Here is a 20642-nt window from a genome sequence, read left to right as displayed (position 1 = left end):
GCAGGTGGCGGTGCGGAGGGGCGCACGAACGCCCCGTGTCACGCCCAGTCATGCCCTTTCGGACAACGGGCGCGGCCGTTCGGACGAGCCGCGCGTGCTACCTGTGGGCACGCTGAAGAAACACCCAGGTCGGGATTGTTCACCTGGGTCACGTACGTTCACCGATCATGAGCACCGCAGCCAGCCTCGTAGTGCTGTTCCTGGTCGCCGTGGTGCCGCTGGCACCGACGGAGGCCGTGCTCATCGGCGCCGGCGTCCTGGCCGCGTCCGGTGAGGTTCCGCTCTACCTGGTCGTGCTCGTCGCCGCGGCGGGCTGCCTGCTCAGTGACATGATCAACTTTACCGCGGGGCGCCGGATGGGGATGCGGGCCCTCGACAAGGTCAACCGGAACGCCAAGGCGCGGTCGATGGTCGTGTGGACGGCCGACCAGCTCGCGACCAAGGGCGAGACGATCCTCATCGCGGCGCGGTTCCTGCCCGCGGGCGGCATCGTCGGGGCGCTGCTGACGGGGGCGCTGAAGTGGCCGCTGCGCCGGTTCGTGCCGGTCGCGGCGCTCGGGTCGGCGCTGTGGAGCCTCTACCCCGCCACCGTCGGGTACATCGGCGGTCAGCTCGTCGACGAGGCGTGGCTCGCGATGCTGTTGTCGTTCGGCGTGGCCACGCTCATCTCCATCCCGGTCGGCATGGCGGTCCGTGCGCGCAACGCCAGCCGCACTCTCTCGTACGCCGAGGCGTCGTCGTAGAGCACCGCGAACCGGTCCGCGGCCGCCAGCAGCGCGTCCACCTCGAACGCCATCTGGGCGTCGCCGCACAGCCGTTCCAGCAGTGAGATCCAGCGCAGGTTGAAGAGCATCAGCGCGTCGCGCACGCGGCCGGGCTTCGCGGCGAACTCCGAGCGGGTCACGACGAAGAAGCAGCCGCCGGGGAACACGCGGCGCTTCGAGTAGTCGAGCCAGCGCTCGCTCAGGTCCAGCAGCGTTCCGCCCGCCATCACGACCTCGTGCGCGAAGATCTCCGCCGCCGTGTGCACGGTGCAGATCTGCAGCTCCTCCTTGGCGCCGAAGTGCGAGAACACCCCGCTCTTGCTCATGCCGAGCTCGACCGCGAGCCGCCCGATCGTGACGCCCTCCAGGCCGTCGACCGAGGCGATCTCCGCCGCGCGCAGGAGGATCGAGCCACGACTGTCCATCCACCGAGGACAACGCAGAGCCCTGGAGAAACGAACGGGGCCACCTCGAAGTGAGGTGGCCCCGGCCGGAGAACACGAACTACGGGTTGAGCGCTTCGGTCACCGAAGCCGGTCCCACGAGCGGGACGTCGGGCGACAGACCGTCGCCCTCCTCCACCAGGATCGGCTTCACCTCGTGCGGCTTGATCTCGCCGGACTGGATCTGCTCCGCCCAGTGGCACGCCACCTTGTGGCCCGGCTTGAGCTCCCGCAGGACCGGCCGGTCGGTGTCGCACTTGGTCTCCTGCCGCCACGGGCACCGGGTGTGGAACCGGCAGCCGCTGGGCGGGTTCGCCGGCGACGGGAGGTCGCCCGCGAGCAGGATCCGTTCGCGCCGGTCCTCGACCACGGGGTCGGGCACCGGGATCGCCGACAGCAGCGCCCGCGTGTACGGGTGCAGCGGCTCGGCGTAGAGGTCCTCGGAGGAGGCCTCCTCGACCAGGCCGCCGAGGTACATCACACCCACGCGGTCGGAGATGTGCTTCACGACCGCGAGGTCGTGCGCGATCACCAGGTAGGTCAGGCCGAACTGCTCCTGGAGCTGCTCCATGAGGTTCACGACCTGCGCCTGCACCGACACGTCCAGCGCGGACACCGGCTCGTCGGCGACGATCAGGTCCGGCTCCAGTGCCAGGGCCCGCGCGATGCCGATGCGCTGCCGCTGACCGCCCGAGAACTCGTGCGGGTACTTGCGCAGCGCGGTGGTCGGCAGGCCGACGGCCGTGAGCAGCTCGCGAAGCCGCTTGTTGGTCGACTCCTTGCCCTTGTCCAGGCCGTGCGCCCGCAGGCCCTCGATCAGGATCGACTCCACGGACTGGCGCGGGTCGAGCGAGGACAGCGGGTCCTGGAACACCATCTGGATCCGGCGCCGCATCTTGCGGAGCTCCTCGCCCTTGAGGGCGGAGAAGTCCTGGCCGTCGAACACCATCTTGCCCGCGGTCGGCTCGTTGAGCCGCAGCATCGCCCGCCCGAGGGTGGACTTGCCGCAACCGGACTCGCCGACCAGGCCGTAGGTCTCGCCGCGCTTGATCTCGAGGTCGACGCCGTCGACCGCGTAGACGTAGCCGACGGTGCGGTCCATGAACACGCCCCGCTTGATCGGGAAGTGCACCTTCATGTCCTGCACGGAAACCAGGGTCTCGCTCATACCGGCACCTCCTCGGCGGCGGGAGTTCCCGGCACCACCGGGTTGTGGCAGCGGAGCAGGCGACCCAGCTGGTCTTCTTCCGCGGGCGTGACCTGGACGCACACGTCCAGCGCGTTCGGGCAGCGCGGCGCGAACGCGCAGCCCTGGGCCCACGGGATGTTGTCCGCGACGGAGCCCTTGATCGGCGTCAGCTTCTCGCCGGGCGCCGCGTCGAGCCGCGGGATCGAGGACAGCAGGCCGTGCGTGTACGGGTGGCGCGGCTCCGCGAAGAGCGGGTGCCGGTTGGCCTTCTCGACCACCTTGCCGCCGTACAGCACGTTGACCTCGTCGCACAGGCCCGCGACGACACCCAGGTCGTGGGTGATCATCACGAGCGCGGTGCCGAGGTCCTGCACCAGTTCCTTCATCAGGGACAGGATCTGGGCCTGGATGGTCACGTCCAGCGCCGTCGTCGGCTCGTCCGCGATCAGCAGCTTCGGCCGGCACGCCAGCGCGATCGCGATGAGCGCGCGCTGCCGCATACCGCCGGAGAGCTGGTGCGGGTACTCCTTGAGCCGGCGGTTCGGGTCCGGGATGCCGACCTTGTCGAGCAGGTTCTTCGCCTCGATCATGGCTTCCTTGCGGGCCAGGCCGCGGTGCCGTTCGAGCACCTCGGTGACCTGGATGCCGATCGGGATGACCGGGTTGAGCGACGACAGCGGGTCCTGGAAGACCATGCCGAGCTCGCTGCCGCGCTTGTCGCGCATCTGCTTGTCCGACAGCTTCAGCAGATCCGTGCCGTCGTAGGTGACGGTGCCGGTGACCGTGGCGCCGCGCTTGGGCAGCAAACCCATGATCGCCAACGATGTCACCGACTTGCCGCAGCCCGACTCGCCGACGAGGCCGACGGTCTGGCCCGGCTCGACGTCGAAGCTGACGCCGTCGACCGCGCGGAACGGTTCCTCGCCACGACGCTGGAACACGACGGTGAGGTCACGAACTTCGAGCAGTGCCACGACGACTCACCGCCTGTTCTTCGGGTCGAGGGCTTCGCGCAGGGTCTCGCCCATGAGCGTGAAGCCGAGCGCGACGATGATGATGCAGACCGCGGGCCACGCGGCGAGGTGCGGATGCGTGTCGAAGACGTTCTGCACGTCGCCGAGCATCTGCCCCCACTCCGGGATCCGGTCGTCCGGGTTGCCGAGGCCGAGGAACGACAGCGCCGCCGCCTCGATGATCGCGGTGGCCAGCACGAGCGTCGACTGCACGATCACCGGGCTGAGCGAGTTCGGCAGCATGTGCCGGAACACGATCGCGCCCTTCTTCACGCCGAGCGCCGTCGCCGCGAGCACGTGGTCGCTGTGCCGTTGCGCGAGCATCGACCCTCTGAGCAACCGGGCGAACACCGGGATCTGCACGATCGCGACCGCGAGGATCACGGTGAACTGGCTCGGTCGCGCGAACATCGCCGCGATCGAGAACGCCAGCAGCAGCGACGGCAGCGACAGCATGACGTCGACCAGGCGCATGACCATCGAGTCGACCCAGCCGCCGATGGCGCCCGCGAGCGTGCCGAGGATCAGGCCGCCGGTGAGTCCGATCAGCGTCGCACCAACGCCGACGATCAGCGTCTGCTGCGAGCCGACGAGCAGGCGCGAGAAGAAGTCGCGGCCCTGCAGGTCACCACCGAGCGGGTGGCCGGGCTGGGCGGGCGGGATCTCGTTGCGCGCCTTGACGACCTGGTCGATCAGCATCTTGTCGGACGGGTCGTGCGGGGCGAGCCACGGCGACAGCAGCGACACCACGATGAAGATGCCGATGATCACCGCGCCGATGATGAACACCGGGCTGCGCTTGAGCCGCTTCCACGCGCTCGCCGCGAGCGAGACGCCCGCGGTCTCGGCGAGGTCGTCGATCTTTTCCTTCTTGGAGACTCCGAGTGCCACTGCGCTCACCTCGTCCTGATGCGCGGGTCGATGAGCGCGTACGAGAGGTCGACCAACAGGTTGACCACGACGTAGACGATCGTGGCCATGATGATCAACAGCAGCAGCACCGGGTAGTCACGCCTTTCGAACCCGATGGCGAGCGCCTGACCGACACCGGGGATCGAGAACACCTTCTCGGTGAGCACCGCGCCGGAGAGCAGCGCACCGGTCTGCAGGCCGATCGTCGTGACGACCGGCAGCATCGCGTTGCGCATCACGTGCCGGCGGCGGATCAGCGGTGCGGTGAGGCCCTTGGACTCGGCGGTGCGCACGAAGTCCTCGTCGAGCACGTCGAGCACGGCCGCCCTGGTGATGCGGAAGATCACCGCGAACGGGATCGTGGCGAGCGCGATGGACGGCAGGATCAGGTGTTCCAGCGCGTCCAGAGTCGCGTCGAACTCACCGGTGAGGATGCCGTCCAGCGTGAAGAAGCCGGTGACGCGGGTGGCGTTGATGTCGCCCTGCCTGCCCTGCGACGGCAGGCCGAGCCCGACCGATGCCGCGTCCTTGAGCACGTAGGCGAGGAAGAACACCGGCACCGCGACGCCGATGAGCGAGCCGATGACGCTGAGGTTGTCGAACCAGCCGCCGCGGCGCTTCGCGGCGAGGTACCCGAGCGGAACGCCGATCGCGATCGCGATGACGATCGCGAAGAAGCTGAGCTCGATGGTCGCGGGGAACCGCTGGAGGAAGATCTCGAGCGCCGAGTCACCGGGCTGAACACCGGTGGAGACGCCGAAGTCGCCGCTCGCGGCGCGACCGAGGAACTTGAAGTACTGCACGATGATCGGCTGGTCGAGGCCGAGCTGCTTGGTGAGGGCTTCGCGCGACTCCGGCGTAGCGCGCTCTCCCAGGAGGGCCGAAACCGGCCCTCCTGGGAGGAGTCGCATCCACGCGAAGAGCAGCAGCGAGAGCACCAGCACCACGCCGACCAGCTGAACCAGCCGTCGAATGGTGTAGCGGAGCACTTGAGCTACCCCGTTGTTCTCTTGTGGTGGGAGCTAGTCAGCTCAGCCCTTGGAGGCCGGGCCGAACTTCTCGTCGGTCAACGGGCTCGGGACGACACCCTTGATGTCCGACTTCAACACCAGAGCGGGCGGGGAGTGCGAGATCGGGATCGCGGGCAGGTACTCGTCCATGATCTTCTTGTTGATCTCTTCGTACAGCTTGGTGCGCTTGGCCTCGTCCGGCTCGGAGTTGGCCTTGGCCAGGTCGTCCTTCAGGGTGTTGCCCCACGCCGACACGCCGGTGTTGAAGCGGTTGTCGGTGCGGCCGAAGAACGTGCCGACCCAGTTGTGCGCGGTGCCGTTGTCACCGGTCCAGCCGAGCAGGAACAGGTCCGGGATGCCCTGGTCGACGTCGGTCAGGTAGCCACCGTTCCACGGCTTGGTGACGACGTCGATCTTGATGCCGGCGGCCTGCAGGTCGGTCGAGATGGCGCCGAACAGGTCCTTCGGGGACGGCATGTACGGACGCGTGACCTCGGACGGCCAGTAGAACTTCAGCGTCAGGTCGGAGGCACCGGCCTCGGCCAGCAGCGACTTGGCCTTGGCGGCGTCGTAACCGACGGCCTTGATGTCCTTGTTGTAGCCGTTGACGGTGTCCGGCATGAACTGCGTCGCGACCTTGGCGCCCTCGGGCAGCTGCGACTTGACCAGCTGCTCGCGGTTGATCGCGTACATCAGGGCCTGGCGGACCTTGAGGTCGGCGAGCTTCGGGTTGTTCTTCTGGTTGATGCCCAGGTAGAACACGTTGAACGCCGGGCGGATCGCGACGTTGAAGCCGTCGGACTTCAGGCCGGCCCAGTCAGCCGCGTTCGGCAGGTCGTACCCGTCGATGTCGCCGGCCTTGAGCGCCTGCTTGCGGGCGGTCTCGTCCGGGATGATCTTGAAGATGATCTTGTCCAGCTTGGCCTTGGCGCCGTGGTAGGCGTCGTTGCGCACGAGCTCCACGGTGTTGTTGGCCTTGTCGTACTTGCCGAACTTGAACGGGCCCGTGCCGGTCGGGTGCTCGTTCGCGTAGGCCGGGTAGGTGAACGCGTCACCGGCGGCCTGGACGTTGTCCGCGTCGTACTTCTTCAGCGCGTCGGGGCTGGAGATCGAGAACGACGTGAAGCCGAGGACCGACGGGAACTGCGAGGTGACCTCGTTCAGCTCGACCACGGCGGTCTTGGCGTCCTTGGCCGTGCAGGCCTTGAACAGCGAGGGCTTGTCCGGCGTGGTCGCGAACCCGCCGAAGTTGTCCAGCCAGTACTGCGAGACGGCGTCGGACTGGCCGGCACCCTTCTGGTTGTACCAGCGGTTGAAGTTGAAGCACACGGCCTCGGCGTTGAAGTCCGTGCCGTCGTGGAACTTCACGCCCTCCTTGAGGGTGAACGTCCACGTCTTGCCGTCGGCACTCGGCTCGTACTTCGTGGCCAGCGCGGGCTCGACCTCGGCGGTACCCGGCTTGAAGCCGACCAGACCCTCGAACATCTGGCGGGAGACCCGGAAGGTCTCACCGTCGGTCGCGTAGAACGGGTCGAAGAGCTTCGGCGCGCCGGCAGCGCCGAAGGTCAGCGTGCCGCCTTCCTTGCCGCCGCCGCCAGAGTCGCGCTGGGATTGCGCGCAACCGGACAGGGCGAGCGCGCTGACGCTGAGGAAGCCGATCGCGGCAACCCAACGGCGGCGAGCCGTTACTGAGTGGACCATCAAACACCCCTTGGACAATCCGCACATCTCACGGTGTGGTCGCCGACCATAACCGTTGTAGATACCCCGTCCGGGGTTACTCAGGTCACGATCCGGCCACTAGACCAGGCATTCTGATACGTCCGGCGCACGACCGCTGACCCAACGTGAGCACGGCAGATGCGTCGGACGCTCTCTTAGGCTGTAGAAACAACACCGACACGCGGAGGAGGTCACATGAGCAGAATGGTCGAGTTCCGCGTGCTCGGCCCCCTCCAGGTCCTCCTCGACGGTGAACCTCTGCTGGTCAGGGCGGGCAGGCAGCGTGCTCTGCTCGTGTCGCTGCTGCTGCGCGCGGGCACGTCGGTGTCCGTGGACGAACTCGCCGGAAACGTGTGGGGTGAAGATCCACCCGCACGTGCGCGCGCCACGCTGCAGACATATGTGATGCGTCTCAGACAACTGCTCGGGCCGTCCGTGCCGATCAAGACGGTGCCCGACGGATACCTGATCGACGTGGACGAGAAGACCATCGACCTGATGCGCTTCGAACCCCTGATCGAACAGGGCGAGCAGGAGCGCGCCGCCGGAAACCTGCAGGCCGCGTCGGCCGCGTTCGCCGCCGCCCTGGGCCTCTGGCGGGGTCCGGCCCTGGTCGACGTGCCGTCGGAGATCCTGCACCGCGACGAGGTGCCGCGGCTCAACGAGCGCCGCCTGCACGTGCTGGAACGCCGGGTCGAGGTCGATCTCGAACTGGGCCGCCACGGCGAGCTGGTCGCGGAGCTGTCCCGGCTGACCAGCGAACACCCGTTGCGCGAGCGGTTCTGGGCGCAGCTGATGGTGGCGCTGTACCGGTCCGGCCGGCAGAGCGAGGCGCTGGCCGCCTACCAGCGCGTTTCGCGGTTGCTGGGCGACGAGCTGGGCATCGACCCCGGCGACGAGCTGCGGCGCGTGCACAGCCAGGTGCTGTCCGGGTCGATCGACGCGGTGGCGGCCTCGGCCGGTGCGCCGGTGGTCGCCGCGAAGCCGGAACGGGTCGTGCCGTCGCAGCTGCCCGCGGACATCCCCGACTTCGTCGGCCGCGACGAGGCCGTGTCGCTGATCGTGGCCCTGCTGCGGACCGCGCAGGGCGTGCCGGTCGTGACGCTGGCCGGGCCGCCCGGCGTGGGCAAGACGGCGTTGGCCGTGCACGCGGCGCACCGGATGCGTGCCGACTTCGCGGACGGTCAGCTGTACGTCAACCTGCGCGGATACGCCCCCGGACCGCCGTTGAGCGCGGTGGACGTGCTCCCCCGGTTCCTGCGGGCGCTGGGCACCGAGCCCGACCAGGTGCCGCTGGACCAGGACGAGCAGGAGGCCATGTTCCGGTCCACGTTGACCGGTCAGCGGGTCCTGCTGCTGCTGGACAACGCGTCGTCCGCCGAGCAGATCCGTCCTCTGCTGCCCGGCTCGCCGGGGTGCGCGGTGCTGGTGACCTCGCGCGACACGCTGCGGGGTCTGGCCGTCTCGCACGCGGCGTCGAACGTGCGGCTCGACGTGCTCGACTGGCACGAGACGAAGTCACTCCTCGCAGGCATCCTGGGCGCGGACGAGGTGGCGTCCCAGGAGGACGCCGCGCTGGAGCTGGCGGCCCTCTGCGCACATCTGCCATTGGCTTTGCGTATCGCAGCCGCGAACCTCGTGTCGCGCCCGGAGCTGTCCATCGCGGACTACGTGGAGGAGCTGCGGGCGGGCAACCGGCTCGCGGCCCTGGCCGTCGAGGGCGACGAACGGGTCGCGGTGCACGCGGCGTTCGACCTCTCCTACACGGCGCTGAAGCCCGAGCTCGCGCAGATGTTCCGGGTGCTGTCGCTGGTCCCCGGCACGGACTTCACGCCCGAGATGGCCGCCGCGCTGAGCGGTCTGACCACTCAGGACGCTCGCCGGCGGCTCGACCGCCTGGCCACCGCGAACCTGATCTCGAACCACGCGCCGTCCCGCTACCAGTTCCACGACCTGCTGCGCGACTACGCCTCCGAGCGCCTGGCGTTCGAGGAGGGCCGTGCGGACGCGCGGCTCGCGTTGCGCCGCCTGCTGGACTGGGCGGTGCGCTCGGTCGACAACGCCACCGCGGCCATGAAGTCGACGCTGTTCCGCTTCCCGCGCCCGGCCCCGCTCGAAGGCGTGGTGCCGCGGACGTTCAGCACCTCCACCGAGGCCCTGACCTGGCTGGACGTCGAACGCGCCAACCTGGTCGCGCTGGTGGCGCACTCCGTTGAGCGCGATCCCGAGAATTCGCCGTGGCAGCTGGCCGACGCCCTGCGCGGCTACTTCTACACGCAGTCGTTGACCGCGGAGTGGCGAGAGACCGCGAAGGCCGGCCTGCTGGGTGCGCGTGCGCCCCGCGACGAGCTCGGCCAGCTCGCGATGCTGTCCTCCCTGGGCACGCTGTACTGGGTGACCGGGCAGCACCGCAACGCGCTCGGCTACTACCAGCAGGCCATCGCGCTGCAGGAGCACATCGACCTGCCCCAGGCCGAGGCCGCCGTCCTGTCCAACGCGGGCAGCGTCTACATCGACCTCGGCGAGCTCGAACACGCCGCCGACCACCTCGAACGCTCCCTGGTGATCGCCCGCCGGGTCGGGGCGCCCCAGCTGCTCGCGAACGCGCTGTTCAACCTCGGCGGCGTCTACATGCAGCTCGGCCAGCTCGACCGCGCCGCGTCGACGTTCGAGGAGGCGCTGGAGGACGGCAAGCGCCTCGACTCGTGGATCCTGCAGGCGAACTCGATGCGCGCACTCGGCGAGGTGCAGGCGTGGCGCGGCAAGCCGGACCTCGGCGAGGACTACTTCGTGCGCGCACGGGAGCTGTACGAACGTGCGGCCGCCCGCAACTTCGGCCACACCATGCACGAGGGCATGGCCATCACGCTGATCATGCGCGGCCGTTACGAGGAAGCCGCGCTCGAGGCGTCCGCAGCCATGCAGATCGCGCAGGACCTGGAGAACGTGAAGAGCGTCTGCGACGCGCAGAACCTGCTCGGCCGCGCGCTGGAAGGCGGCGGCCGCTACGAGGACGCCCTGGAGCAGTTCTCGGCCGCGCTGGCCATCGGCCTGGAGACCGGCTACTCGTGGGGCATCTGCTCGGCCCGCCGCGGCCTGGCCTCCTCCTACCGCGCGGTCGGCCGTTACGAGGAGGCTCTGGCCACGGCCACCGCGGCGCTGGACGAGGCGGGCAGGTCGCAGTTCCGCCTGGCCGAGATGGAGGCGCTGCTCGTGCTCGGCCGCACCCACCTCGACACCCTGGACGCCGCCGAGGCCCTGGACTGCGCGCTGCGAGCCGTCTCGGTCGGCGCGGACTCAGGTCACCGCTGGGTGTTCGGCCGCGCGCTGCAACTGGCCGGCGACGCGTCCGCCGCGCTGGGGGATGCCGCGGCCGCCCGGTCGTACTGGTCGACGTCGCTGGAGGTCCTCAGCGCGATCGGGACACCCGAGGCGTCCGTCGTCCAGGCTCAACTGCTTGACGTGACAACGTAGTCAGCTCTGGCCCTGGTCTCGTCGACCGCGAACCAGCCCCGTTCGTACTGCTGCCAGCGGATGAAGTGCTGGCGCTGATGCTCGCCGTCGCGTTTCACCGCGCGTTCCAGCCTCGCTCGTTCGTCCTCGTGGTCCACGAAGATCGCGAGGCTCAGGCGGGTGTTCGCCTTCCTGGCCGAGGAGAAGCCTTCCAGGATGATGGTCCTCTGTGGAGTGATGACGACCTCGTCGCCGTCTCCGATGCACGGAAACCCTTGGGACCAGTCGGTTTTCCGGTAGCGGCCCTCGCGGTTGTGCGCCACCTCGTCGAGTGCTCGTTGCAGCCGCGGCCACCACTGCGTCGTGGGGTCGTCCCACGTGGCGAAGTGGTCGGTGCTGATGAGCTGCGCGCCGAGCTCGTTCGCCAGGCTCCTCGCGAACGTCGACTTGCCCGCACCCGACGGGCCGTCCACCGCGACCAGGCGGGTGTCGCCCAGCCGCGGTGGAGTTCCGGCTACATGCTCCGGCGACCAGATAGCGCACGTCCCAGCGTCAGCTCGTCCGCGAACTCCAGGTCGCCGCCCATCGGCAGACCGCTGGCGAGCCGCGTGACGGTCAGGCCCGGGAAGTCCCTGAGCATCCGGACGAGGTAGGTGGCCGTGGCCTCGCCCTCGGTGTTCGGGTCCGTGGCGATGATGACCTCGGAGATGTCGACACCGTTGACGGCCGTGCCGATGCGGTTGAGCAGCTGCCTGATCCGGAGCTGGTCCGGCCCGACACCGCTCAGCGGGTCCAGCGCGCCACCCAGGACGTGGTAGCGGCCCTTGAACTCCCTGGTGCGCTCGATCGCCTGGACGTCCTTGGGCTCCTCGACCACGCAGACCAGGCTCAGGTCCCGCTTGGGGTCGCGGCAGATGCGGCACGTCGTCTCCGCGCTCACGTTGCCGCAGACGTCGCAGAAGACGACGCCTTCCTTGACCTTCTGCAGTGCCTGCTGGAGCCGTTCGATGTCAGCGGCTTCCGTTGCCAGCAGGTGGAAGGCGATGCGCTGCGCGCTCTTCGGGCCAACGCCCGGGAGTCTGCCCAGCTCGTCGATGAGGTCCTGTACCGGGCCTTCGTACATCGGTGTTAGCCGAGCAATCCGCCGAGGCCGCCCTGGGCGAGCGGGCCGAGCTTCTGCTCCACCAGCTCCTGCGCCTTGGCGTTGGCGTCCTTGATCGCGGCGATCACCAGGTCCTGGAGGGTGTCCACGTCCTCCGGGTCCACGATCTTCGGGGCGATGGCGAGGTTGACCAGTTCGCCGCCGCCGGTGACCGTCGCGGTGACCAGGCCGTTGCCCGCGTTGCCGGTGACCTGCGTTTCGGCCAGCTGCTGCTGGGCGTCCGCCATCTGCTGCTGCATGTTCTGGGCCTGCTGGAGAAGGGCCTGCATGTCGAACTGACCGGGTTGCACCGCTGGTCCTCTCGGTGGGGTTTGTTGTGGTCCAGCGTACGGGGGTTGGCGCTTCGGGTTTCGGAGGCAGTCCCTGTTTCCTGGGGCTCCGCCCCAGACCCCGCCAATCTGATCCAAAGCCGGGTCCACGCCGCACGCGGGTAGATGGCACGCCTGTTGCGTTGGGCGGCTGCCTGTTGCGTAGAGGGGCGCGTCGGTGGGGGGGGGGGGGGGCGGCCAGGGGCCCGAGCGGCGCGCCCGGGGGGGGGGGGGGTGGCGCACCCCCGCGACCCCCCCCCACCCCACCCAGACCTTTTGGTAACGACGGCTCGCCTTCGGCATCGCTTGAGTGTCAGACCCCGTCGCTATGTTGGGTCGCGGGGGACCCAGATCTGAAGGGGACCCCTGCGTGAGCGTGCATTGGGCGTCGCTCCTGGGTGCGGCTAGGCCCCTTTCGCGGGCGGCTAGGCCTTCTTCAGGGGGCGGGCGCCCAGTTCGTCTGCCAGCAGCTGGAGCATGACCGACTCCGGGTCCTTGGCCTGGACCTCGTTCACCGAGCCCGGATCTGCCGGGCGGGCGGCCTCGGCCAGCATCGCTTCTTCGTCGTCCGGTTCCGGCGGGAGCGGGTCGTCGGGCTCCGGGGGCTCCGGCGGCGGTGGGACGTCGTCCTGCGGCGGGCGCGGGGCTTGGGTCTGCTGCGGTTCTGGCTGGGGGCGGGCCTGCTGGTTCTGCGCCTGGCTCGGGCGGATCGGGGCCGGGCGGGCCGCCTTCACCTGGGTTGCCTGCTGCGGGGTGGCGCCCGGTGTGCCGTGGGTGCAGCGGACCTGCCAGGTGCCGCCCAGCACCGAGGACAGGGCTGCGGCGATCGCCTCGGTGTTGCGGGGCTCCGCCAGGCGGCGGGCCAGGGGGGCCGAGGTGTGGGTGATCGTCACCACGTTGCCGTCCACCTCGCCGACCGTGGCGTTGGTCAGCATCGCCTCGGTGCTGCGGCTGGTCGCGCGGACCGCGGCCAGCAGTTCCGACCAGATTCGGCGCACCGCCGTGGCGTCCATGCCACCGGACGCGGCAGGAGCGGAAGGGGCCGGAGCAGCTGCGGCGGGCTGCGGGGTGGCGGCAGGTGCCGCTAACGGGGGTGCGGGCTGCGCTGGGGCCGGGGTGGGCACTGCCGCCGGTGCCGGAGTGGCGGCCGGTGCGGGCTGGGCTGATACCGGGGCTGCGACCGCGACCGGGGTCGGGGCTGCTCGCTGGGGTTCCGGCTGGGCCGGGGGCTGGTCCGCCGGTTGCTGGGACCTGCGGGTGAAGACCGGGCCGCCGGTCGGGGCCGCGGGGTCGCCCGAGGTTGCCGCGATGGCGGCCGGCGGGCGGCGTTCCAGCTGTTCCAGGCGTTGGAGCAGGGCGGCTTCCGACTGGCTCACCGACGGCAGGAGCATCCGGGAGACGAGGAGTTCCAGCAGCAGGCGGGGGGCGGTGGCGCCCCGCATGTCGACCAGGCCCTGGTGCACGATCTCGGCGTAGCGGGTCAGCGCTGCCGGGCCGATTCGTTCTGCCTGGGCCGACATCGTGGCCAGCTCGTCCTCCGGGGCGCTGACCAGGTTGCGGTCCGCCGCGTCCGGGACCGCGCAGAGCAGGACCAGGTCGCGGAGGCGGTCGAGCAGGTCGGAGGCGAAGCGGCGGGGGTCGTGGCCGGCGTCGACCAGGCGGTCGATGGTGCCGTAGACCGCGGCGCCGTCGCCTGCCGAGAGGCCGTCGACCACGTCGTTGATCAGGGCCGAGTCGGTGACGCCCAGGAGCGAGATGGCTCGTTCGTACTTCACCCCGTCGGGGCCCGCGCCGGAGAGGAGCTGGTCCATGACGGACTGGGTGTCCCGGGCCGAGCCGCCGCCCGCGCGGATCACCAGCGGGAAGACGGAGGGTTCCACCGCCACGCCCTCGGCGGCGCAGTTGCGTTCCAGCAGGGAGCGCATGACGCCGGGCGGGATCAGGCGGAACGGGTAGTGGTGCGTGCGCGAGCGGATGGTCGGGAGGACCTTGTCCGGCTCGGTCGTGGCGAAGATGAAGATCAGGTGCTCCGGCGGCTCCTCCACGATCTTCAGCAGGGCGTTGAAGCCCTGCGTGGTGACCATGTGCGCCTCGTCGATGATGAAGACGCGGTACCGGGACTCGGCCGGGGCGTAGAAGGCCTTGTCACGCAGGTCGCGGGCGTCTTCCACACCACCGTGCGAGGCCGCGTCGAGCTCGACGACGTCGACACTGCCGGTGCCGTTCGGGGCGAGGCCGATGCAGCTGTTGCACTCGCCGCACGGATCGGGCGTCGGGCCCTTCACGCAGTTGAGCGAGCGGGCCAGGATGCGGGCCGACGACGTCTTGCCGCAGCCGCGGGGACCCGAGAACAGGTAGGCGTGGTTCACCCGGCCTGCCGACAGGGCGACGCGCAGCGGGTCGGTCACGTGCTCCTGGCCAACGACCTCGGAGAACGTGGCCGGACGGTACTTGCGATACAGAGCGAGCGCCACGCCGCAGACAGTACCGGTGGACCCCGACACGAAAAGGGGACCCCGTGCACCCACCAGAGCCCGCTTATCCTTGCTGCCTTCCGGCCCTGGGGAGGTTCGCGAGATGTGTGCCGCACGAGGTCCGACGCTAGTGTAGCGAACCCTCTAGATCGAACGTGTGTTCGAGTTGCCCACAGTGTTGTCCCCAGGTGTGGACAACTTCCGGCCCGTGGCGATCATCAGCAGGTCAGGGGCAGGAAGATCGGAAATTCCGGACTCCCGAAAACGCTTGCGAGCACCCCAGAACGGACTCTTCAGCACGTGTTCGAGGGCGGCCTGGGCCGGTTCGAGCGGCATCTCGCGGACGCGGCCCAGCGGGCGCGCGATGTCCTGGCCGTGGACGAGGAAGTCGACCAGCGGGTCGATCGGGGCGGCCATCGGCGCGCGCTTCGGCGAGGCGGCGGTCTCGCGGATCTGTGCGATCAACTCCGACCGGGTGAACCGTGCGGCGATCGCACGGGCCTTCTGGTCCTCCATGCGCTCCCAGTCGAAGCGCGCCTTCACGACGCCGGTGAGCACGTCGCGCCAGCCCGTGCGGGTGGACGTGGTCAGGTGGGCGGCCATCGTCTGCATGGTCCAGCCGGCGCAGAGGGTGTCGCGCCGCCACTCGTCGTCGGTGAGGTCTTCGAGGAGGTCGGCGACGCCCAGGCGTTCGGCCTCCAGCCATTTCATGATCATGATTGCTCCTCGACGGCGGTCAGCCTGCGGCGCAGGAAGTCCTGTTCGGATTCGGTGCCCGCGAGCGCGATGGCCTCGCGGTAGGCCTCAGCGGCCTCGGCGTCGCGGCCCAGCCGGTGCAGCAGGTCCGCGCGAGCCGCCCGGTACGGGTGGTAGTCGCGCAGCCTGGGTTCGCCGGCCAGCGCGTCGAGCAGCGCGAGGCCGGTTTCGGCACCGTCGCGCATGGCGATCGCGGCGGCCCTGTTCAGGGCGACGACGGGCGACGGCGCGAGCTTGCCCAGCACGTCGTAGAGCGCCACGATCTGCGGCCAGTCGGTGCTGTCGAAGTCCGGCGCCTCGTCGTGCAACGCGTTGATCGCCGCCTGCACGCCGTACGGCCCGTACCCGCCCGTCAGCGCCCGTTCGGCCAGCGCGCTGCCCTCGTCGATCATGTCGCGGTCCCAGAGCGCGCGGTCCTGGTCCTCCAGCAGCTCCGCGCGGGCGTCGCGGCGGGCGTGGATCAGCAGCATCAACGCCAGCAGCCCCGTGACCTCCCGGTCCGGCAGCAGGTCCTGGAGGATCCGCGCCAACCGGATGGCCTCGTCGGCCAGGTCGTCCCGCTGGGCCGCGTAGCCCTCGGTGAAGATCGAGTAGACGGCCTGCAGGACGCCGGGCAGGCGTTCCGGGAGCTCGTGCGGGTCCGGCACGCGGAACGGGATGCGCGCTTCCTTGATCTTCTTCTTCGCGCGCACGATCCGCTGCTGCATGGTCGTGACCGGCACCAGGTAGGCCCGCGCGACCTCGGGCGTCGTGAAGCCGGCCAGGCAGCGCAACGTCAGCGCGCCGCGGTCCTCCTCGGCCAGCGCCGGGTGCGCGCACGTGAAGAACAGCTCCAGCCGCTCGTCCGGCAGCCCGTCCCCGGCCGGCGGATCCGCGCGGTCGACCTCCACCTGCAACAACGCCAGCCGTGCCGCGTGGACCTGGTCGCGCCGCAACCGGTCGACGGCCTTGCGGCGCGCGGTCGTGAGCAACCACGCGCCAGGCCTGTCCGGCACCCCGTCCACCGGCCAGTGCTTCAGCGCCGCCTCGATGGCGTCCGAGGTGACCTCCTCGGCCAGGTCGAGGTCGCCGAAGCGCTTGACCAGCGTCGCGAGCAGCCTGCCGCGCTCCTCCCGGAACACCTGCCCGACGTTCATCGCGCCGGGCTCAGAAGTCGAACTCGGCGATGGGCCGCACGACGACCGCCCCGCCGTCGCGCGAGCCGGGGCACTTCGCGGCCCACTCCAGCGCCGCGTCGAGGTCGGGCACGTCGATGACGTCGTAGCCGCCCAGCACCTCGCGGGTCTCGGCGAACGGCCCGTCGGTGACGGTGCGCTTCCCGTCCTGTCCGACCTGGACGGTGGTCGCGGTGACCAGGTCGGCCAGCGAGTGCCCGGAGACCAGGACGCCCGCGTCCCTCATCTCCTTCTCGTAGGCGATCCAGTCCGCAACGGTGCAGGTAGGCTGCTGGTCGGCGGCCGCGTAGATCAACAGCATGTACTTCACGTTCGTCCTCCTCGGTTCGGTCTTACGGGATCACGACGAGCGGCCCCCCGCCAGATCGACACGGACGTCAGGATTTTTCCGGCGCCGCGTCGGCCCCGGACTCCGGCGCGGGCGGGAGGTCACGCCGAGCGCGTCGGGAGCGGACGAGGGTGACGATCGCGGCGGGAACGGCTACGAGAGCGCTGAGGATTCCCGCGACGTCGTTGAGGACGTCGAGAACGGCGAGCACGTTGGAGCCTCCGGTTTAAGCGCATGGCAGCTAAACCGGAGGTCTCCTCCACCAGCGAAACGATCTCGTTGGCCAACGGCACCGGGCGCCCCGCAGTGGGCTCCGTGTTGACGACACCGCTGCTTCGGGAGTACTCCCCTCCACATGTGTTCACCAGGCTAGGCGCGTTGCCGGACGGGGTCTGCGTCCACGCGGGTGACGGGAGCCGGACCGGAGGTCCACCCCCGTTTTGGGCCCCGGAACACCCGTCCGGTAGGGTTCTCCACGGAGGATTCGCATAGCGGCCTAGTGCGCACGACTGGAAATCGTGTTGGGTTCACCCCCTCACGGGTTCAAATCCCGTATCCTCCGCTCAGGTCAGAGGCCCGGCACCTACTCAGGTGGCTGGGCCTTTGTCATCTGCGGGTCTCAGTCGCTCTGGCTATCAGACTGCGCTGATGGTTGTCGCACCCGCTTACGCCGACACGGGAGCGCCGTTGGGACCGTCCTCCTCGGCGTCGCCTGGGAGCACATCGGCGAGCCTCGTCGCCAACTCCGCGGCAGGGTGGAGACGAGCTGGACAAGAGCCGCGCGTTGCTCCTCGATCAGCTCGGCTTCGTCGACCGCTGTCGGAGTTGCCCACGAGGGCCTGCCAACCCGCGCCACGATGGCGTCGGTCAGTTCGTGCGGGATGTGCAGGTACCGCGTCAACATCGCGTGTTCGGACCATTGTGCGGTGAAGGAGATGCGCCGTGCCCGGCTCCAGCCCGTTCGCGATCATCCGGGCGTGGAGAACTTCCAAGTGCCCAGGCCGCAAGCGGTCGATGCGGCGCAGCCAACGCCGAGATGAGATGCTTGTGGACCGACGCGCGATAGACCCACCATCGTGTTTGGTCAGGCTGTGGGCGCAGCGATGTTCTCCACCAGTGCGTCAGCCACTTCTCAACGACCATGCACGACGCTTTCTTGACCTTCCGCTGTCGCGCTGCCGCTTGAGTTCGCGGAGGCGACGAGCTCCGCTGCTAATGAGGCTTGTGCTGCTCGGAATCACCGCCTTCGTGCGCCCCGCTCGCCATCATCTCGTCCGGCACCGCCGCTCTGGACACCGCTGCATTGGACACCGTCACGCCCAGTTGGACATCACGGCGTCCAACGGCCACGTGCTGTGACCAGCCGGCAGAAGACCCCAGCTGAACCATTGATCTCGCGGACGAAGCGCTGCGACTCGCTAAGCCCTACGCGGCGACCATGCTCCACCCTGGTGGACGAGGGCGCCATGACGACCTCAGGCCAACTGCGCGAGCTGACCGGCATGCAGGAGCTCAACTGCTCGACGGGAACCTGAGGGGACCGTCCGCAATCTGCCGAAGGAGCCTGGACGGCCGTTCACAGATCCTATGCCGTGCCCGCGCTCAGCCTTCGGGGAAAGGCTGAGCGACGTGCGCGAGCAAAGCCGCGAACTGCAGGCGGGGGGCCGTGCTGCTTTGGGACGCCACGCTCAAACGGCGCGGCCACTGACCCGCGCTGAAGCTGCGTTGTCACTGGAACGATCAACCGTCGTTCAGCCAGCCTTGAGTTGGACGGCCCAAAGCAAAGCCCCAGATCACGCGCTGCGGCGGGCGATCTGGGGCTCCGCGGTGTTATCGGTGATGGCTGCCCGTTGCCGCGGACAGGTCCATCGTTTTGTTCCTTCCGGCGGTGCCCGACTGCATCCCTCTGCGAGAGCACCAATACAGAACGACCTTTAGCTTCCCTAACTGCCGTTCCGCGTACACGAATACTAGGTACGTCCAACGCTTGCATGGTGTCCAACCGGACGTTGGAGTTTCGCAAGGGCCCTGAACAGCGCCGATGCCCTCGATGAAGTTCGAGTGAGACACTCGCGTCGCGAAATCCAGACGAGTTGGAATGGGCTCTGTTGGACACTGAAAGCATTTCCAATGGCAAACGCACGCTTCCAAGACGTCGTGAATCTGGCCTCCGCTGGACACCTTCTCCCTCGCGAGTCTGTTTTCCGACTTACACGCGTGAAAGCATGATCGTCGTATCCCTCTTGGTCCGACGCCAAGAGGGTGCCTGTCGTTCGGATTGCCGTCCACTCGACAGGTGTCGGGCTCTCGTTCCTACTGGCGAGCTTGACTGCATCCCTCAGCGGGGGCCCTGGACGTCCCGCTTCCGTCCGCGGGAGCTGGGCTCCAGGGCCCCCGCAAGCGGCCAGCCCCGCCTCGGGGCTGGCGGAAGCGAGCATCGACGTGCCGCCGAACAAGAAGGCGCCACGGGGCGCAAGTCCCCGAGCTAACCGGGGCTCAAGCCTCAGCTTGAACAAGAACAGGGACTCAAGCCCGAACCGGCCGGAGACAACACAACGGGCCAATGAAGAGCCAGCACACCCGTCGATGACGTGGCCCCAAGCAGCGGCGGTGTGCGCCACGGTCGTCGGCGGCTTCATCTTCGACTTCCTGCTGATCTTCCTGGTCACGCTCGATCCTCTGGTCGCGACGGGTCTCACCGTGGTCTTGGTCGCTGCGATCGTGACCGTGATCATCCCCCCACGAAACGGCCTGCTGCAGCGCCTCAGTACCGCGGTTCAGGCGTTCTTCACCGCGTTGTTCGGTTCCGGAGGTGCGCGATGAAGCCGCAACCGCACCCCCTGGGCCGAATCGATCGCGGGCCGGACGAGTTCGATGAACAACTCGTGCTCGACGCAACGGACGAGCTCGAGTTCGTCGCGATGATGCGCAGGATGGTGGAGTGGTCCGGGCGGACGCGAGGTCAGATCGCCCTCTACGGTGGCCTGCCGAGGTCGTCGGTCTATCACTTCGTGGCGCCGAAGACGCGCACGATGCCGAGGAAACCCGACCAGGTGCGGGCGTTCGCGCAGGCGTGCCAGCTGAACCCCATCGAGATCCGCAGGGTGATGTGGTTGTGGGAGAGGATCCGCGAGACCCAGCCTCGCGACGCGCGGAGCTACGCCATCCCCACCAGCATGATGGATGAGGCGATTGATGAGGAGGTGGTCAGCGAGCTGGTCGAGGACAGGGCAGCAGACTGCTTCGACGCGCTAACCCCTCAGGTTCGGGCACACTTGCTCCGGGTCATCAGTGAGCGTCACCTGAGCGGGGTCGGTGCAGATGTGCTTGAGCGAAACCGACTTGCTGGCGACCAGGCAGACGAACCAACGGCCAGCACCACGCGGGACGTCGTCTTTGACGGCAACCTCACGGTGAACAACCGTCTCGAAGACGCCAAAGACGATGGCGAGCAAGAAGACGGTGATCTTCCGAACACGGGACATAGGGTCGGCGACCGTAGTCATTCCCCGCGCATGGCAGCGCTGCGTGATGACGTGAGGTTCCATCGGATGCTGATCTCGATCAGCATCATACTTGCTGCAGTGGTCCTCACCTTGGCCGTCGTCGTCGCCGCCGTGACCCTCGCTTCGACCCTTGAGCTAATGGAAGCCCTGATCCTTGGAATCGTGTTCGTGGTGAGCACGTCGATGGTGTGCAGCATCTGGCGACTGTCTCGGAGACTTCGAGGGACGGACGACTGGTGGAGCTGATCTCCAGCAGTCAAGGACCCAGCCCGAGAACGTTCGGGCTGGCCCTTGGCGCCTAGTGTGACTTCTGGCGGTTTTGAGGATGTGCAAAAGGTCAGGTGCGGCCACCGGCGTTTTGTGTTCCCGCTTGCTGACGCCGCCCGCCTGAGCAGAGAACGTCACCTGCGTAACCCCGTTCCCGACG

The 20642-nt window shown here is 68.8% G+C and carries 17 protein-coding genes, 1 tRNA gene, 1 other RNA gene and 1 pseudogene; 5 read left to right on the top strand and 15 right to left on the bottom strand.

Annotation, left to right across the window (positions count from 1 at the left end):
- Window positions 1-167: 167 nt before the first annotated feature.
- Window positions 168-587 (top strand): annotated as a pseudogene (locus ORI60_RS28980) (DedA family protein); the annotation flags it as partial.
- A 20-nt stretch (window positions 588-607) separates the two neighbouring features.
- Here the strand turns inward: ORI60_RS28980 and ORI60_RS28975 are convergent.
- The 6 genes from ORI60_RS28975 to ORI60_RS28950 form a co-directional block, all read right to left on the bottom strand.
- Window positions 608-1189 carry a TetR/AcrR family transcriptional regulator gene (locus ORI60_RS28975; protein WP_266041169.1) on the bottom strand — a complete coding sequence of 194 codons (582 nt, stop codon included), beginning with the start codon at window positions 1187-1189 and terminating at the stop codon, window positions 608-610.
- Between the two features lie 79 nt (window positions 1190-1268).
- Window positions 1269-2375, bottom strand: a complete 1107-nt coding sequence (locus tag ORI60_RS28970; protein WP_266041168.1) for an ABC transporter ATP-binding protein — start codon at window positions 2373-2375, stop codon at window positions 1269-1271.
- A complete protein-coding gene (locus ORI60_RS28965; RefSeq protein ID WP_266041167.1) occupies window positions 2372-3370 on the bottom strand; it encodes an ABC transporter ATP-binding protein in 999 nt (332 codons plus the stop codon). The genes ORI60_RS28970 and ORI60_RS28965 overlap by 4 nt, the downstream gene beginning before the upstream one ends.
- Before the next feature lie 6 nt (window positions 3371-3376).
- The gene (locus ORI60_RS28960) at window positions 3377-4300 is read right to left on the bottom strand and encodes an ABC transporter permease (RefSeq protein WP_266041166.1); all 924 of its coding nucleotides are present in this window, start codon (window positions 4298-4300) and stop codon (window positions 3377-3379) included.
- 5 nt (window positions 4301-4305) lie between these two features.
- A complete protein-coding gene (locus ORI60_RS28955; protein WP_266041165.1) occupies window positions 4306-5310 on the bottom strand; it encodes an ABC transporter permease in 1005 nt (334 codons plus the stop codon).
- A gap of 42 nt (window positions 5311-5352) precedes the next feature.
- On the bottom strand, window positions 5353-7032 hold the full coding sequence (locus ORI60_RS28950; RefSeq protein WP_266041164.1) for an ABC transporter substrate-binding protein: 1680 nt from the start codon (window positions 7030-7032) through the stop codon (window positions 5353-5355).
- A gap of 216 nt (window positions 7033-7248) precedes the next feature.
- Here ORI60_RS28950 and ORI60_RS28945 point away from each other — a divergent pair, with 216 nt between their 5' ends.
- Complete coding sequence (locus ORI60_RS28945; protein ID WP_266041163.1) at window positions 7249-10527, top strand: AfsR/SARP family transcriptional regulator; 3279 nt, start codon at window positions 7249-7251, stop codon at window positions 10525-10527.
- Here the strand turns inward: ORI60_RS28945 and ORI60_RS28940 are convergent.
- The 9 genes from ORI60_RS28940 to ORI60_RS28900 form a co-directional block, all read right to left on the bottom strand.
- A complete protein-coding gene (locus tag ORI60_RS28940) occupies window positions 10503-10979 on the bottom strand; it encodes a uridine kinase family protein (protein WP_266041162.1) in 477 nt (158 codons plus the stop codon). The two genes, ORI60_RS28945 and ORI60_RS28940, sit on opposite strands and share 25 nt — an antisense overlap.
- Window positions 10980-11020: 41 nt before the next feature.
- Window positions 11021-11629, bottom strand: coding sequence for a recombination mediator RecR (gene recR, locus ORI60_RS28935; protein WP_266041161.1), 609 nt, complete (start codon window positions 11627-11629; stop codon window positions 11021-11023).
- A 5-nt stretch (window positions 11630-11634) separates the two neighbouring features.
- Window positions 11635-11937, bottom strand: a complete 303-nt coding sequence (locus ORI60_RS28930; RefSeq protein ID WP_266041271.1) for a YbaB/EbfC family nucleoid-associated protein — start codon at window positions 11935-11937, stop codon at window positions 11635-11637.
- Window positions 11938-12401: 464 nt separating this feature from the next.
- Window positions 12402-14450, bottom strand: coding sequence for a DNA polymerase III subunit gamma and tau (locus ORI60_RS28925; protein ID WP_266041160.1), 2049 nt, complete (start codon window positions 14448-14450; stop codon window positions 12402-12404).
- Window positions 14451-14481: 31 nt separating this feature from the next.
- An RNA gene (gene ffs, locus ORI60_RS28920) (signal recognition particle sRNA small type) lies at window positions 14482-14576 on the bottom strand.
- Between the two features lie 18 nt (window positions 14577-14594).
- Window positions 14595-15167, bottom strand: coding sequence for a maleylpyruvate isomerase family mycothiol-dependent enzyme (locus ORI60_RS28915; RefSeq protein WP_266041159.1), 573 nt, complete (start codon window positions 15165-15167; stop codon window positions 14595-14597).
- A complete protein-coding gene (locus ORI60_RS28910; RefSeq protein ID WP_266041158.1) occupies window positions 15164-16342 on the bottom strand; it encodes an RNA polymerase sigma factor in 1179 nt (392 codons plus the stop codon). Before ORI60_RS28910 ends, ORI60_RS28915 begins: the two co-directional genes overlap by 4 nt.
- A 10-nt stretch (window positions 16343-16352) precedes the next feature.
- Window positions 16353-16691 (bottom strand): YciI family protein, encoded by a 339-nt coding sequence (locus tag ORI60_RS28905; RefSeq protein ID WP_266041157.1) that lies wholly within the window; start codon window positions 16689-16691, stop codon window positions 16353-16355.
- Between the two features lie 67 nt (window positions 16692-16758).
- Entirely contained in the window at window positions 16759-16920 is a 162-nt protein-coding gene (locus ORI60_RS28900; RefSeq protein WP_266041156.1) for a hypothetical protein, read from the bottom strand.
- Between the two features lie 266 nt (window positions 16921-17186).
- Here ORI60_RS28900 and ORI60_RS28895 point away from each other — a divergent pair.
- The 3 genes from ORI60_RS28895 to ORI60_RS28885 all read left to right on the top strand — a co-directional run bounded on the left by ORI60_RS28895 (window position 17187) and on the right by ORI60_RS28885 (window position 20461).
- Window positions 17187-17271, top strand: a tRNA-Ser gene (locus ORI60_RS28895).
- Window positions 17272-19217: 1946 nt separating this feature from the next.
- The gene (locus ORI60_RS28890) at window positions 19218-19532 is read left to right on the top strand and encodes a hypothetical protein (RefSeq protein ID WP_266041155.1); all 315 of its coding nucleotides are present in this window, start codon (window positions 19218-19220) and stop codon (window positions 19530-19532) included.
- Window positions 19529-20461 carry a hypothetical protein gene (locus tag ORI60_RS28885; protein ID WP_266041154.1) on the top strand — a complete coding sequence of 311 codons (933 nt, stop codon included), beginning with the start codon at window positions 19529-19531 and terminating at the stop codon, window positions 20459-20461. The genes ORI60_RS28890 and ORI60_RS28885 overlap by 4 nt, the downstream gene beginning before the upstream one ends.
- Window positions 20462-20642: the final 181 nt, after the last annotated feature.

The sequence above is a fragment of the Lentzea sp. NEAU-D7 genome, from assembly GCF_026242055.1.
In the GTDB taxonomy this organism is placed as follows: domain Bacteria; phylum Actinomycetota; class Actinomycetes; order Mycobacteriales; family Pseudonocardiaceae; genus Lentzea.
The sequence above is the reverse complement of the archived record's forward strand: the minus strand, read 5'-3'. Positions and strand labels throughout refer to the sequence as shown.